This is a genomic window from Paraburkholderia sp. BR10882, assembly GCF_040948855.1.
In the GTDB taxonomy this organism is placed as follows: domain Bacteria; phylum Pseudomonadota; class Gammaproteobacteria; order Burkholderiales; family Burkholderiaceae; genus Paraburkholderia; species Paraburkholderia nodosa_A.
This window is the reverse complement of sequence record NZ_JBFPKP010000002.1, coordinates 684,192-697,099: the sequence shown is the minus strand read 5'-3', so window position 1 is coordinate 697,099 and position 12,908 is coordinate 684,192. Positions and strand designations below refer to the sequence as shown.

The following is a 12,908-nucleotide window of genomic DNA, read 5'->3' as shown; positions in this document are numbered from 1 at the left end:
GCCAACTCGGCCCGACAGGAGAGACGAAAATGATCGAACTTCGCAAGGCAGACCAACGCGGCCGCGGTGAACATGGCTGGCTCAGCTCGCGTCACACGTTTTCGTTTGCCAACTACTACGATCCGAAGCAAGTGGGCTTCTCGGACCTGCTCGTGATCAACGACGACCGCGTGGCCCCGGCGCGCGGCTTCGGCAAGCACCCGCACCGCGACATGGAAATCTTCTCGTATGTGCTGGAAGGCGCGCTGGAGCACAAGGACTCGATGGGCACGGGCTCGGTGATCGTTCCCGGCGACGTGCAGCTGATGAGCGCCGGCACCGGTGTCGCGCACAGCGAGTTCAACCACTCGGCCGACGAAGGGGTGCACTTCCTGCAGATCTGGATTGCACCGAACGTGAAGGGTGCGCAACCGCGCTACCAGCAGAAGAACATCGCCGATGAGGAAAAGCGCGGCAAGTTCCGCCTGATCCTCTCGCCGGACGGCGCCGACGACTCGCTGCTGCTGCGCCAGGACACACGCGTCTATGCAGGCCGCCTCGACGGCGCGGAAACGGCAAAGATCGAAGTGGGCGCCGACCGCTACGCTTACGTTCACGTGGCGCGCGGCAGCGTGAAGCTGAACGGCGTGGAACTGGGCGAGGGCGACGGCGCGCGCATCCGCGCCGAGCGCGAGTTGAGCTTCAGCGACGGACACGATGCAGAGGTCCTCGTGTTCGATCTGCGTAATATCGAAGTGTCGGAGCTCTGGTCCTGACTTCGGCGTTGCGCCTGAGGTTATGCTTGCGCAGACCGGCGCGCGGCGGTCCATTCACTCAAAGTGGGCCGCCGCCCGGCAAAGCGCGAACTGATACGTAGTGAACTGCTTAAAACTTATTCGGAGAAAACCATGCGATACAACCTGTTCGGGCCGGGCAACGACGTCGTGCTGCTGGTCTCACGCATTCTGCTGACTTCCCTGTTCATCCTGTTCGGCTGGTCCAAGATCACCGGCTTTTCGGGCACGGTCGACTACATGGCGCACGTGGGCGCGCCCGTGCCGATGCTGTCGGCCGTCATCGCCGTGATCATGGAGTTCGCGGTCGGCATCCTGCTGCTCGTGGGTTTCTACACGCGGCCGCTCGCCGTGCTGCTCGCGATCTATACCGTTGCGACGGCCTTCATCGGCCATCACTTCTGGACCATGACGGGCGCCGATCAAATGGCGAACATGATCAACTTCTACAAGAACATCAGCATCGCCGGCGGACTGCTCGCGCTCGCGGTAACGGGTCCGGGCGCGATCTCGATCGACAGGAAGTAACGCACGGTTTTTCGGCTGTAGAAAGGCGCGATGCCGGTTGGCATCGCGCCTTTTTTTGTCTCGCTCCTGCGCCACGCGGCGACGCCGTTGCGCATGCATCGCCTGCCCGACGATCCGCATATTGCAAACACGGCTTGATATGCTTGGCAACGCGCCCGCCCAGCCTCACGTTTTCCTTACGACCGATCACGCGCAATGCACGACCCACAAGACAACCTCTATGCCTACTTGACTTCGCTCCAGCAATCGGCGCTGGGCACGCTCAAGCGCCTGCCGCTCAAGAGTCGCGCCGCGCAAGGCACGCTCATGGCGATGCGCGCCGTGTGCGCGGCAGGCCTTGCATACAGCATCGGCCGCGCGCTCCACACCGAACAAGCGTTCTGGGCCGCGATCACGGCGATTGCCGTCACCCAGCACGATTACGCCGATACGCTTGCGCAGTCGCGCGACCAGTTCATCGGCGCGATTGCGGGCGGCGCGGTGGGGCTCGCGACGGCGGCGTTCGGCCCGGAAAATCTCGCGGCCTACCTCGTCGCCGTGAGCGTGGTGATCATCGGCTGCTGGTGCCTGAGCGTGAGCACCGCCGCGCGACTGGGCGCGATCACCACCACGATCGTGCTGCTCGTGCCCATTAACGGACCAGTGTGGGACGTCGCGCTCTTTCGCGTGGCGCAGGTCGCCATCGGCATGGCGTGCGCGGTGCCGGTCAGCTGGCTGTTCTCGTATGTCGAACGGCGCTGGCTGCAGTTGTGAGCCGCTTCTCTCAACGCCTGCGAAATAAACCATCTCCGCGCGCTCAGGAATCCGGCCCAGATTAGCGGCGATAATCGATGCCGCTGTGCGGCGCAGGTTGCCGGGGACGAAATCTGCGGCGCGTGCGCACAGTCGCCCCGCAAATGCCCCCGCCGATGCGAAATCGTGCGAAACTCCCCCGCCGCGCTCTGCCGCCGTCATGCCGATGATGGCGACTTTTCGGGGCGCAATCGAAATCGCAACCCACGCCGCCGCAAATTCACCCTATGAACACCACCACCCGTCCCGCGGCTTCGAACGCCAAGTCCAGCAAGTCCATCACGCTCCTGCAAATGCTCGCGCTGATCGGCGCTGGCGGCATCGCGGCCTCGCTGCTGTTCCGCTACTTCCTGTAAGCGCAGCGCGTCCGGGGCATCAAGCCAACCGTTTTCGCTTATGTACAAGAAAGGCGTCGCCCTCGAAATCCAGTTCTCTCCTGAACGCCTGAATGACGGCGCAGGCGACCCGTACTGGATCGACCTCACCGCCGACGAAGCCGCCGCGCTGCTCGCCACGCTGCAAAGCAAGCTCGCTGAACGCGAGAGCACCGCAGCGCCGCTCGTCGTCGCGCTCGACACCCCGCCCGAAGGCGCTACGCCCGAGGCCTTCTCAAGCGCCTCGACGGCTGCGGCCAGCGCCGACGACGGGCTCAAGCAATGGGTCTGTGTGATCTGCGGCTGGGTGTATGACGAAGCGGCAGGCGCCCCCGACGACGGCCTCGCTCCCGGCACCCGTTGGGCCGATGTGCCCGACGACTGGCGCTGCCCGCTCTGCGACGTGGGCAAGGAAGACTTCGCGCTCGTCGAGTTCTGACGCACCCCGTCGAAGGCGCGCGGCGCTCATACGCCCGCGCGCCCGAGCGGCTCGTAGAAAAGCGCAAACAACTCCGACTGCGAACTCACGCCGAGCTTCGCGTAAATATGCTTCTTGTGCGCGCGCACGGTCTCGAACGAAATGGCGAGCCGCTCCGCAATCGCGCGCGTGGAAAAACCGCTCAGGCTCAAACGCACCACTTCGATCTCGCGCGCGGTGAGCGGCACGCGTCCGCTTTGCTGCGTGACCGCCTCGATGCGGCTCGCAAAGCCCGCCTCGCTCAACTGCCCCTGCTGCGCCGCGCTGTCGGCTTCAGATACGTCAGACGCGACTGCCTCGGCAACACCCTCGGCAAACGTCTCATACGCAAGCCGCTGCTTCATGAGCGCGATCACCCACGGCGCGAACATCGCGAACAACGCAATATCGCGCTCCGTGTAATGGTGCTTTGCGCCTAGCGAGAAAATCAGCGTGCGCGCTTCGTCGAGAGGCACGTTGAACTGCACTTCGTCGCCGATGATGTTGCTCTTGAAGTAGCGCTGATAGTAATCCGTCATGCGGAAATTATCGGGCGCGACTTCGGCCAGCGTGACGAGTCCTGCGCGCGGCTTTTCGCTGGCGTTCAGATAGAACGGATCGAGCAGGTACATCCCCTCCAGATACGCGCGGAACAAGAGATCCACGGTGCCGTCGGGCATGGGCGACTCGGCGCATACGAGCGGCGCGCGATCGCGCCGGAAGACGAGCGCAACCCAGTTGTCGAACGCGACGAAGCGCTCGATCACACGCGTCATGCGGGTCCAGAAGTCGGGGCCGTCGAGGGCGTCGATCAGCGTCGCGATATGGTGATGGAACGCACGGTCCTGCCAGTCCAGTTCCATGAGGGGCTCCATGGGTCCTCCGATCAGGGTACCCCTGCAGGGTAATTTCTCGACAAAAATATCGTGGAGATAATAGCGGCTCCAGACGCCCACGCGGTGCTTTACGTAATACATAAGGAAGGAGACAGGCATGCAACTCGAACTCGCGCAGATCCCGATCGTGGACGGCGCAGTCGCTCCCAACCTCGCCCGCGTACTCGACGCTATGGCCAAAAGCCATGAAGGCAGCGATCTCATCGTCTTCCCCGAAGCCACGCTCACGGGCTTTCCCACCCGCGAAAACGTGCGCGACGTAGCCGAATCGCTCGAAGGTCCGTCTTTGAGCAAAGTGCGTGACGCCGCTCGCGCCGCGAAGATCGGCGTGGCGGTCGGCCTTGCCGAGCGCGACGGCGACCGCTTCTACAACACGACGGTGCTGATCGACGAACGCGGCGACATCGCGCTGCGCTACCGCAAGACGCATCTGTGGGCCACGGACGTGGGCGTATTCACGCCCGGCGACCACTTCGAGGTGTGCGAATTCAAGGGCATGACCGTGGGTCTCCTGATTTGCTACGACATCGAGTTTCCCGAAACGGCGCGCGCCGTGGCCTCGCTCGGCGCGGAAATGCTCGTCGTCACGAACGGCAATATGGATCCGTTCGGCCCCGTGCATCGCCGCGCGATCGTTGCGCGCGCAATGGAGAACCAGATGTTCGCCGCGCTCGTGAACCGCGTCGGTCACGGCGACGACAACCTCACGTTCCCCGGCGAAACAGCGCTCGTGAGCCCGTTCGGCGACGTGCTCTGCGAGTTGAAGAACGAAGACGCGGTGCTGCACGCGAAAGTGGATCGCGCGCTGCTCGCGCAAAGCCGCGAACACTACAGCTATCTGCACGACGCACGCATTGCGCTCAATCTCGCGGACGAGAACGACGCGCAAGGCCGTCGCTCGCTCAACATCCGCCCGCGCACGCGTTAAAGGCGCGTAGCACTAATACCCGGTAACAAGCCCGGCAACCAGCGATCCGGCAAGCCGCCCTGCGCGGCTCGCCAGGCTCGCCCATGCCTGCCAGAACCGCAGCACCCAGGAGACAACTGCATCATGAAGCCTGCCTCGCCGTCGCATGAACGCGGCACTCAAGAACCTCACCTGAAGCGCACGCTCGGCCTGCCGTCCGTGCTCCTGTTCGGCCTCGCCTATATGGCGCCGCTGATCGTCTACGGCACCTACGGCGTGCTCGCAGGCGCGAGCCAGGACACCGCCGCCCTCGCGTATCTCATCGCGCTAGTCGCCATCGTCTTCACGGCGCTCAGCTACGGCAAGCTCGCGCGTCTTTTCCCGGTGGCGGGTTCGGCCTACACGTACACGCGCAAGAGCTTCAATTCGCACCTGGGCTTCATGATCGGCTGGGCCACCCTGCTCGATTACTTCTTCCTGCCGATGGTGATCTGGCTGATCGGCGCGGCGTATCTTGGCGCGGCGTTTCCGAGCGTGCCCACGTGGATCTGGATCGTCGCGTTCATCGTGCTCACGAGTGTGCTGAACGTCATCGGCATCGAACTCGCCGCGCGTTTCAACATCGTGCTGATGATCGTGCAGCTCGGCATCGCAGCAATGTTCGTTGTCCTGTGTTTGCACTACGCCTCCGCGGCCGCAGGCCCGGGCGGGCTCATCACGGCGCAGCCGTTCTTCCAGCCGCACGTGCCGCTCTCGGCCACGATGGCGGGCGCTGCGATCGCCGCGTATTCGTACCTCGGCTTCGACGCCGTTTCCACGCTCACCGAGGAAACCATCGAGCCCGAAAAGACCATCCCGCGCGCCATCGTGCTGATCGCGCTGGTGGGCGGCGCGATCTTCGTGATCGCCGCGTACACGCTGCAGCTCGCGCACCCGGGCGCCGTGTTCAAGGACCCCGATTCGGCCGCGTTCGAAATCGCTCGCAAAGTGGGCGGCGATATCTTCGTGACGATTTTCCTCGCGGGCCTGATCCTCGCGCAGTTCGCCTCGGGCATCTCGGCGCAGGCCAGCGTGGGGCGTCTGCTCTACGCGATGGGCCGCGATGAAGTGCTGCCGAAGTCGATCTTCGGCTACATCCACCCGCGCTTTCGCACGCCTGCGATCAACATCGCGATTGCCGGTATCGTCGGTTTGATCGCGCTGAAGCTCGACGTGGCCACGTCCACCTCGTTCATCAACTTCGGCGCGTTCCTCGCGTTCACTTCGGTGAATCTGTGCGTGATCCGCCAGTACTTCAGCGGCGCGGCGGGCACGCGTGGCTTTGGGTTGCTCGGCGGTCTGGTGTTCCCGCTGATCGGCGCCGTGACCGACATCTGGCTGCTGTGCAGCCTCGAAAAGACCGCCATCGTGCTCGGCGTGATCTGGTTCGTGCTCGGCCTCGTGTACCTCGGCTGGATCACGCGGTGCTTCCGCCAGGCGCCGCCCGAAATGGCGGTGTAAGCGCAACGCTTCACACGCAAGTCTGCTTCAAGGAAAACGGCGAGCGTCCTTACGGGCGCTCGCCGTTTTTCCATTCTGCGCAGCGAGAAGAAACGCTTAGCTATCCAGACCAGCCAGCCGCGCCGCGGCCATCACCTCGCGCCTGGTGTCGAGAATATGCCGCTCGATGAGCGCCACCACTTCATCCACGTCGCGCCGTTTGCAGGCATCGACGATCGCGTAGTGATCGCTTTGCACCTCGTTCTTCTCCGTATCGAGCGACATGCGCAGGTGCGGATATCGATTCGTCGTGCTCAGGCAGTACTCCTCGATCATCTTGCGCAGCCGCGCGTTATTCGCGGGCGCGCACAGCGCGAGATGGAACTGGCGGTTGCATTCGGCCCACTCCGCGGGCGACGAAGCGGCGTCGTACACCGCGAGAATGCGTTTCATCACGTCGATGTCTGCTCAAAACGACGGAGATGAAGGGCGTGACCACGAACGAGCTGGCCTACGACCAGTACGGCGACCTCAAATACGGCGGCGTGACGGTCTACAAGGTCGTGAACGGCAAGTGGCAGCCGCTCACGACGGTCGGCACGAAGTAAGGCGACGAAGTGAACCGATGAAGTGAGCCCCCACTCACGCCGCGTTGCGGGCGCGGCGCCAGGTGTGGCTCGGACGATTTGGCGCATCGCGCACAGAACAGCCGGCGGTACCCGGCTGCGGCGCACGCCAGCGGGTTCTCTTCTCCGCTCGCTGTCCCGGGCGCTGGCTCGATACGGGCTTTCGCGTTGGGCGGAAGCCCGTTTTTTTTGTCATGTGGGATGTAAGCTTCGAGACGCCTTCGTCCGGCTTTCGAAATGCCTCGAAAAAACGAGCGTTCGGTCGTGCGCAGCGGAACCGAACTACAATGCATGCCGTCCGATGCAATGCCGCATTGCTGCCCTGTTTGCCCCGAATATGTCCCGTTTTTTAAAAGTTTTCCCTCGTTTGCCCGTCCCGCTTCGCAGCGCCGCTCTCGCCGTCATCACGGTGACGCTGGCTGCTGCGCTCGGCGCGTGCTCCTCGCCCAAGCCCAAGTTCCAGGAAGATCAACTGCTGAGCACCGCGCCCAGCCAGTTCTCGCGCAGCTTCAACTACGCGAGCACTGACGCCTGCGAATCGTCGCGCCGCGCACTGCTGAGCCAGGGCTACATGACGACGATGACGCGCGACGACACCGTCGACGCCACGAAGAACTTCCAGCCGACGTTGGATCAGCACATCGTCGTGGAGGTGCACGTGGTCTGCACGCCGGGCGACGCGAGCAATACGAGCATGGTGTACGTGAACGCCGTGCAGAACGGCTACGCGCTCAAGAAGAGCGATACGTCGGCGAGCGTGGGGCTCTCGATTCTGGGGTCGGTTTCGCTGCCGATTCGCTCGAACAGCGACGAGATGGTCAAGATTTCGAGCGAGACGATCCAGTCGGGCCCGTTTTACTCGCGCTTCTTCGATCTGGTGGGGCGCTATTTGAGCGCTTCGGCGCGCAGCGAGCCTGTGCCGGGCGGCGGCGCGATCAAGATTTCGCCGTTGCCGCCGCCCATTGAGCCGGTCACGGCAAGCGCCGCGCCCGCCGCGACCACGGTCGGGTCGGCTGCGCCGGCCGCCGCTGCGGCGGCTGCGGCGACGGGTGCGGCGGTGTTGCACAGCAACGCGCTGCCGGCCGCGCCGGTTGTGACAGCGCCACCGGCTGCGCCCGCGCCAACGCCGGCGCCTGCCACGGCGGCGCCTGCGCCTGCCGCTTCCGCGCCGGGTGCATCCGCACCGGTCGACCACGGCGCCGCAACCGCGGCGGCGATCATGGGTGTGCCGGCGCCGGTTGCGGCAAACCCGCAATCTGCGGCGCTCGCGACGAGTGTGACCACTCACAATGCCGCGACGCCCGTGGCGACGTCGGCTAGCGTAGCGACGGCACAAACGCTCGCCTCGGCCTCGACGACCTCCGGCCCCCAGAGCGTGCCAGCGGAACCGGCAACACGCTCAGCGGCCATGCCGACCGCAGCGCCGGCCGCATCGACCACGTCGCCTTAAGCATCGCCGCGCGCCAAACCCGCGTCACGCCAGCCGGTTCGCGCGCCCGCGCGAGCCATCCGCCGCCTGCGCGCTCAGCGCAACCCGGCCATCATCGCGCCCATACCCACGAGCAGGCTGCCCATCAGGCGATTCACGGCGCGCATGCGCCTCGGCCGCTGCAGCACGTGGCGCAGCCGGTGCGAAAAGAGCGCCATCGAAGCCACGCCGCCCGCAAACAGCAGCGCGAACGTCGCCGCCAGCAGCAAATATTGACGATTGGCGCTCCAGGGCGCATCGGCGCTCATGAACTGCGGGAAAAACGACGGGAAGAACAGCAAGGTCTTCGGGTTGAGCCCGGAAGTCGCGAAACCGCGCCAGAACAAATCGCGACGGCTCGCGCCATCGGCTTCGGCAGGGGCATCCGTGCCCGTCAAGGAGCGGCTGCGCCACTGCTTGCCGCCCAGCCAGACAAGGTAGGCCGCGCCCAGCCATCGCAATACCGTAAGTGAATGCTCACTAATGAGCAGCAGCGAATTGAGGCACAGCGCCGTCACAGCGAGCTGGAGCAGCACCGCGAGCGTGCCGCCCCAGACGCAGGGCAGCGCGTGACGCCAGCCGGCATGGAGCGCCTGGCTCATGGTGAGCACGTTGACGGGACCGGGCGTGTAGACAAGGACGAGCGCGGCGGCGAGAAAAGAGAGATACAGCTGGATCGACATTGCGGGGCGTGCTGGCGAAGACGGATGACGAACGGCGCTCGGGGTCGCCGGGGTTATTAAAAACGGGTATCGAAAACGGGCAACAAAAAACCGCGCGAAAGCGCGGTTTTCAAATGCCATCTGCCTGACCGGACATTGCTGGCAGCGCGGTGAACGCACGCAACGCCCGGTAGCCGCCGCAGAATGCAACGGAAACGGCCCTGACGGACCGCCGCGGCTCGTGGCTGCGACGGCGCTTCCCACTGCGGGGAGGTGGCCGCGTGGGTCGTGCCAGGCAAGAAGGCATGCGGAAAATATACCGGGGAATAGCGTGTATAGGCTTCCGGTTTTCAGGCAGAATTGGCCAATTGACGGAATCTTCTTCCGTTAAAATTGCCACAACCTGAACAAGATTCTTTTTCGCCATGAGCCCTCGTGAACGCCCGCCCAAAGCGCTCGACAACCAGGACCGCAAGATCCTCAGCGCCCTGCAAAAGAACGCCCGACTTTCGAACGCCGAACTGGCAGAGCAAGTGGGCATGTCCACCACCGCGTGCTGGAACCGCACGCGCCAGCTCGAAGCCGATGGCTATATCGACGGCTATGTCGCGCTCGTGAACCAGCAAAAGCTGGGCTACGCCGACATCGTGATTCTGGAAGTGACGCTCGACCGTCACGAAGACGACGCACTCGCGCGCTTCGGCGCAGAACTCGCGGCGCTGCCCGAAGTGCTGGAGGCCTATCTCGTCTCCGGCGAGTACGACTACTGGATCAAGGTGGCGGTCGATGGCACCGCCGGTTACGAACGCTTCCTGCGCGAGAAGCTCTATCGCATCTCGAGCATTCGCCACAGCCGGTCGATGTTCGCCTTGCGCTGCATGAAGGACGTGCCGTCCATGCAAGTGTGACGCGCGTTTGCTTTGGCGATCACGCGTAGGGCATGAGCTTCAGCGCTGCACGATCAGCGTCACGCGCCGGTTCAGCGCGCGGCTCGCGGGGTCGTTGCCTGCCACGAGCGGGAAGTTGTCGGCGCGGCCAATCGCGGCGAGCCGGTGAGGTTCGATGCCGCGCTCGACCAGATAGCGCACCACCGCGCCCGCACGCGCCGATGAGAGTTCCCAGTTCGACGCGAATTTCGCGTTCGAGATCGGCGTGCTGTCGGTGTGCCCTTCCACGAGGATGTTGCCCGCCGGCGCCGCGCGCAACACCTCGGCGATACGGCCCAGCACGCCAAGCGATTCGGGCAGCAGCGTGGCATCGCCCGCGTTGAACAGGATCTTCGCGTTGATGCCGATCTCCACGCCGCGCGCCGCCGGCACGATCGTGATTTCGCCGCGCTGGCGCAGCGTTTCGAGCGCGGCGAGCAATGCCTGATCGACGGCAGGCATTTTCACGGCCGCTGCCGCCGTGCTCGTCGATTGCGCTGCCGATCGTATTTCGGATTCCTTATGCTTCGCCAGCTGCATCGCGTAGAGCGCGAGGAACAGCACCATCAGCGTCGTGATCAGGTCCGCGTAGGAAATGAGCCAGCGGCCGGAACTCGATTCGCCGCCCTCGTCCTCGTCGTGATCGAACTGTGCCGTGAGCGGCAGGTCTTTATCGGAAAGCATGGGCGGTCAGCTCGCGTGCGTGGTGTCCAGCGCCCATACGTTCGCTTCGCCCTGCAAACCGCCGCTCTTGCCGCCCACCTCGCCAGCGAGACGCGTGGCGATCGTGTGCGGCGACTCCTTGCGCGAAATGGCGAGCAGCCCGTCGAGATAGAGCTTGCGCAAGCGCAGTTCGCTTTCGATATGCGCGCGCATCTTGCCATACAGCGGCAGAAAAACGAGGTTCGCGAAAGCAAGTCCGTACAGCGTGGCGATGAAGGCCACGGCAATGCCGGGCCCGAGTTCGGCAGGCTCGATCAGATGCCCCGTGACCTGAATGAGGCCGAGCACCGAGCCGAGAATGCCGAACGTGGGCGCATAGCCGCCCGCCTGCTGCCACACGCGCGCCGCCGCCATGTGCTTGCGCCCGGAGGCTTCGAGTTCGCGCTGGAGCGCATCTTCGAGCACGGCGGTCGAAACACCGCTCGCAAGCAGTTCGAGCCCGCGCCGCGCGAACGGATGAATGCCCTGCAGGTCCATCGACTCGAATGCGAGCAGTCCGTTGAGCTTGGCCTGATCGCCCCACTCCAGCACGGCGGCGAGGCTCGCTTCATCGACGCGCGGCGCTTTCACGAACGCCATGCGCAAATGCTTGATGGCGTCGAAGAAGCGCGCCCACGTGTTCTGGATCATCACGGCGCCGAGCGTGCCGCCCAGCACGATGGCCAGCGCCTCGGGCTGGAGCAGCGTGACGAAATGGCCGCCTTCGAGCGAGAAGCCCGCGACCACAGCGAGCGCGCCAATGGCGATACCGATCAGGGTAAGCAGATCCATGCGTGTCTCCCAACTCAGCGATCTGCCTGGCGTCCGCCAGGCGACTTGAGTGCACGCACCGCTTCAAGCAGGCGCTGCTCGATATCTTCGACTTCCACGGGATCGATCTTGATGTCGCGGCGCATGACCCACGACACTTCATTCTTGCGTGCGTCCGCCATTACCGAGAGCAGGCGCTCGGATACGGCCTGATCTTCGATCGAGGCGAGCAGTTTCGCGAGATCGTAGGTATCGAGTGCGCTCACGGCTTCGAACAGCGTGCGTTGATCGACGAACAACAGATCGTCGAGCGACTTGAGTTCGCCCGAGCCTCGCCCCGTGCGCTTCGAGAAATACGCCACGCCCTTTTGCTCGACGAAGTTCAGCACCTTCGACTTGCGGAACGCGAAGACCTCATCGGCGATTTCGGCGTGCGAGAGCTTGTTGAGAATGACCTTGCGCTCCACGCCGATCAGCGCTTCGAGATCGCCCAGCTCGATCAGTTCGAGTTCGCTGTTGATCGACACATCGAGATCGCTGTCTGCGACCTGCGTCGCGCGCTCCACGATGCGTACGGGGTCGAACGTCACCACCTGGCGGCCCAACGCGCCTTCTGCCGCTGCCGCATTGTTGGCGAGATGCGTGGCCTGCCCGCTTTGCATCGCGACGAGATTGAGCTTCTCCATGCGCCGGAGCATGGCCATCACATGCGGACGAGAATGGCCGGCCACGGCACGGCATTTCTGCACGACGTCGGCGAGCGGCACGCTCACTTCGGCACCACTCGCGCCCTGTCGCGACCAGGTATCGCCGCCTTCGGCGCGATCGCTCGCCCCTGCGATCAACGCGAGCACATGCGCGTACGACAGTACGCCCGGCATGAAGTCCGCATGGGTGTAGGTGGCGAGCAGATCGTCCTTCGCCTTGACGCGCCGCGTGAGCGTGCGCACCACATGGCGCAGCATCGGGGTGACGCGTTCGAGTTCCTCTTCGATGAGGTTCGCCGGCACGACGGTCAGCTGGCAAAAGCTAAGCGCCTTCGCCGTGTTCGGCCGCGGTTCCGCGCTGAGCAGCGCAGTCTCGCCGAAAAATTCGCCGCGTCCGAGCGTGGCCATGACGACTTTCTTGTCGTCGCAGCGGGTGGAGATTTCGACCTTGCCGTCGGCGATCACGAAGATCAACCGTTCGCCTGCAAAGCCTTCCGAATAAATGACCTCGCCCGGCGCCGCCGTACGCGACCATGTTTGACTGCTGCGATTCAAGTTGTATCCCCGGAAAACGATTCCATCGCCCGCATTTGTCTGACTATCTTATGCGTTTGCGAAGTGAGTGCTATGTGTCGCGTTTACGGCGTTTCCCAAGGCGTTCTTGAATCAGCTTGCATAGATGGCACGCGTGGAAAGCATGCCGAAAGTCGGTGACGCGAGCCAGTGCGCCGAGGTGTCATGCGCGCTTTGCAAACGCAAACGATTGCTTGCGCGAGAAGTGCCGCAAATGGGCGATGAATTAGGTGGGGCAAATGAATGCGGCCAGTTCGCACTGGCCGC

At 64.1% G+C, this 12,908-nt stretch carries 15 protein-coding genes and 1 pseudogene; 10 read left to right on the top strand and 6 right to left on the bottom strand.

The window, feature by feature from the left end; all coding sequences use genetic code 11:
• The first annotated feature begins 29 nt into the window (after positions 1–29).
• The 5 genes from AB3X99_RS08150 (at position 30) to AB3X99_RS08130 (ending at position 2,906) form a co-directional block, all read left to right on the top strand.
• Positions 30–755, top strand: a complete 726-nt coding sequence (locus tag AB3X99_RS08150; protein WP_342946799.1) for a pirin family protein — start codon at positions 30–32, stop codon at positions 753–755.
• Positions 756–887: 132 nt separating this feature from the next.
• A complete protein-coding gene (locus tag AB3X99_RS08145) occupies positions 888–1,301 on the top strand; it encodes a DoxX family protein (RefSeq protein ID WP_042268447.1) in 414 nt (137 codons plus the stop codon).
• Positions 1,302–1,496: 195 nt separating this feature from the next.
• Positions 1,497–2,054: an aromatic acid exporter family protein gene (locus tag AB3X99_RS08140; protein ID WP_069261619.1), complete on the top strand. Its 558-nt coding sequence runs from the start codon at positions 1,497–1,499 to the stop codon at positions 2,052–2,054.
• A 266-nt stretch (positions 2,055–2,320) separates the two neighbouring features.
• A complete protein-coding gene (locus AB3X99_RS08135) occupies positions 2,321–2,449 on the top strand; it encodes a hypothetical protein (protein ID WP_342946800.1) in 129 nt (42 codons plus the stop codon).
• Between the two features lie 40 nt (positions 2,450–2,489).
• On the top strand, positions 2,490–2,906 hold the full coding sequence (locus AB3X99_RS08130; RefSeq protein ID WP_368616607.1) for a rubredoxin: 417 nt from the start codon (positions 2,490–2,492) through the stop codon (positions 2,904–2,906).
• Between the two features lie 26 nt (positions 2,907–2,932).
• Here the strand turns inward: AB3X99_RS08130 and AB3X99_RS08125 are convergent, their stop codons facing one another.
• Positions 2,933–3,787, bottom strand: a complete 855-nt coding sequence (locus tag AB3X99_RS08125; RefSeq protein ID WP_069261618.1) for a helix-turn-helix transcriptional regulator — start codon at positions 3,785–3,787, stop codon at positions 2,933–2,935.
• A 130-nt stretch (positions 3,788–3,917) separates the two neighbouring features.
• Between AB3X99_RS08125 and AB3X99_RS08120 the strand changes: the two genes are divergently transcribed.
• A complete protein-coding gene (locus tag AB3X99_RS08120; RefSeq protein WP_368616606.1) occupies positions 3,918–4,748 on the top strand; it encodes a carbon-nitrogen hydrolase family protein in 831 nt (276 codons plus the stop codon).
• A 123-nt stretch (positions 4,749–4,871) separates the two neighbouring features.
• Positions 4,872–6,227 (top strand): APC family permease, encoded by a 1,356-nt coding sequence (locus tag AB3X99_RS08115; protein ID WP_342946802.1) that lies wholly within the window; start codon positions 4,872–4,874, stop codon positions 6,225–6,227.
• Positions 6,228–6,323: 96 nt separating this feature from the next.
• On the opposite strand, the gene AB3X99_RS08110 is transcribed toward AB3X99_RS08115, so the two are convergent.
• Positions 6,324–6,659 carry an FCD domain-containing protein gene (locus tag AB3X99_RS08110; protein ID WP_368606067.1) on the bottom strand — a complete coding sequence of 112 codons (336 nt, stop codon included), beginning with the start codon at positions 6,657–6,659 and terminating at the stop codon, positions 6,324–6,326.
• 11 nt (positions 6,660–6,670) lie between these two features.
• Here AB3X99_RS08110 and AB3X99_RS08105 point away from each other — a divergent pair.
• A pseudogene (locus tag AB3X99_RS08105) lies at positions 6,671–6,814 on the top strand (branched-chain amino acid ABC transporter substrate-binding protein); the annotation flags it as partial.
• A gap of 385 nt (positions 6,815–7,199) precedes the next feature.
• Positions 7,200–8,282 (top strand): DUF2242 domain-containing protein, encoded by a 1,083-nt coding sequence (locus AB3X99_RS08100; protein WP_342946804.1) that lies wholly within the window; start codon positions 7,200–7,202, stop codon positions 8,280–8,282.
• A 74-nt stretch (positions 8,283–8,356) separates the two neighbouring features.
• Here the strand turns inward: AB3X99_RS08100 and AB3X99_RS08095 are convergent, their stop codons facing one another.
• Complete coding sequence (locus AB3X99_RS08095) at positions 8,357–8,983, bottom strand: LysE family translocator (protein WP_368616605.1); 627 nt, start codon at positions 8,981–8,983, stop codon at positions 8,357–8,359.
• A gap of 404 nt (positions 8,984–9,387) precedes the next feature.
• Here AB3X99_RS08095 and AB3X99_RS08090 point away from each other — a divergent pair, with 404 nt between their 5' ends.
• Entirely contained in the window at positions 9,388–9,870 is a 483-nt protein-coding gene (locus tag AB3X99_RS08090) for an Lrp/AsnC family transcriptional regulator (RefSeq protein ID WP_028202732.1), read from the top strand.
• Between the two features lie 39 nt (positions 9,871–9,909).
• Here AB3X99_RS08090 and AB3X99_RS08085 read toward each other — a convergent pair whose 3' ends face one another.
• The 3 genes from AB3X99_RS08085 to AB3X99_RS08075 are packed head-to-tail and all read right to left on the bottom strand — an operon-like array spanning position 9,910 to position 12,623.
• Entirely contained in the window at positions 9,910–10,572 is a 663-nt protein-coding gene (locus AB3X99_RS08085; protein ID WP_069261613.1) for an OmpA family protein, read from the bottom strand.
• Between the two features lie 6 nt (positions 10,573–10,578).
• Positions 10,579–11,382 (bottom strand): flagellar motor protein, encoded by an 804-nt coding sequence (locus tag AB3X99_RS08080; protein ID WP_368606055.1) that lies wholly within the window; start codon positions 11,380–11,382, stop codon positions 10,579–10,581.
• A gap of 14 nt (positions 11,383–11,396) precedes the next feature.
• Positions 11,397–12,623, bottom strand: a complete 1,227-nt coding sequence (locus AB3X99_RS08075; protein ID WP_368616604.1) for a Crp/Fnr family transcriptional regulator — start codon at positions 12,621–12,623, stop codon at positions 11,397–11,399.
• Positions 12,624–12,908: the final 285 nt, after the last annotated feature.

Coding starts and splice junctions, on each gene's coding strand:
- AB3X99_RS08080 (WP_368606055.1), bottom strand. CDS start 11,382: ATGGATCTGCTTACCCTGATCGGTATCGCCATTGGCGCGCTCGCTGTG.
- AB3X99_RS08130 (WP_368616607.1), top strand. CDS start 2,490: ATGTACAAGAAAGGCGTCGCCCTCGAAATCCAGTTCTCTCCTGAACGC.
- AB3X99_RS08125 (WP_069261618.1), bottom strand. CDS start 3,787: ATGGAACTGGACTGGCAGGACCGTGCGTTCCATCACCATATCGCGACG.
- AB3X99_RS08140 (WP_069261619.1), top strand. CDS start 1,497: ATGCACGACCCACAAGACAACCTCTATGCCTACTTGACTTCGCTCCAG.
- AB3X99_RS08115 (WP_342946802.1), top strand. CDS start 4,872: ATGAAGCCTGCCTCGCCGTCGCATGAACGCGGCACTCAAGAACCTCAC.
- AB3X99_RS08150 (WP_342946799.1), top strand. CDS start 30: ATGATCGAACTTCGCAAGGCAGACCAACGCGGCCGCGGTGAACATGGC.
- AB3X99_RS08090 (WP_028202732.1), top strand. CDS start 9,388: ATGAGCCCTCGTGAACGCCCGCCCAAAGCGCTCGACAACCAGGACCGC.
- AB3X99_RS08120 (WP_368616606.1), top strand. CDS start 3,918: ATGCAACTCGAACTCGCGCAGATCCCGATCGTGGACGGCGCAGTCGCT.
- AB3X99_RS08145 (WP_042268447.1), top strand. CDS start 888: ATGCGATACAACCTGTTCGGGCCGGGCAACGACGTCGTGCTGCTGGTC.
- AB3X99_RS08135 (WP_342946800.1), top strand. CDS start 2,321: ATGAACACCACCACCCGTCCCGCGGCTTCGAACGCCAAGTCCAGCAAG.
- AB3X99_RS08085 (WP_069261613.1), bottom strand. CDS start 10,572: ATGCTTTCCGATAAAGACCTGCCGCTCACGGCACAGTTCGATCACGAC.
- AB3X99_RS08110 (WP_368606067.1), bottom strand. CDS start 6,659: ATGAAACGCATTCTCGCGGTGTACGACGCCGCTTCGTCGCCCGCGGAG.
- AB3X99_RS08095 (WP_368616605.1), bottom strand. CDS start 8,983: ATGTCGATCCAGCTGTATCTCTCTTTTCTCGCCGCCGCGCTCGTCCTT.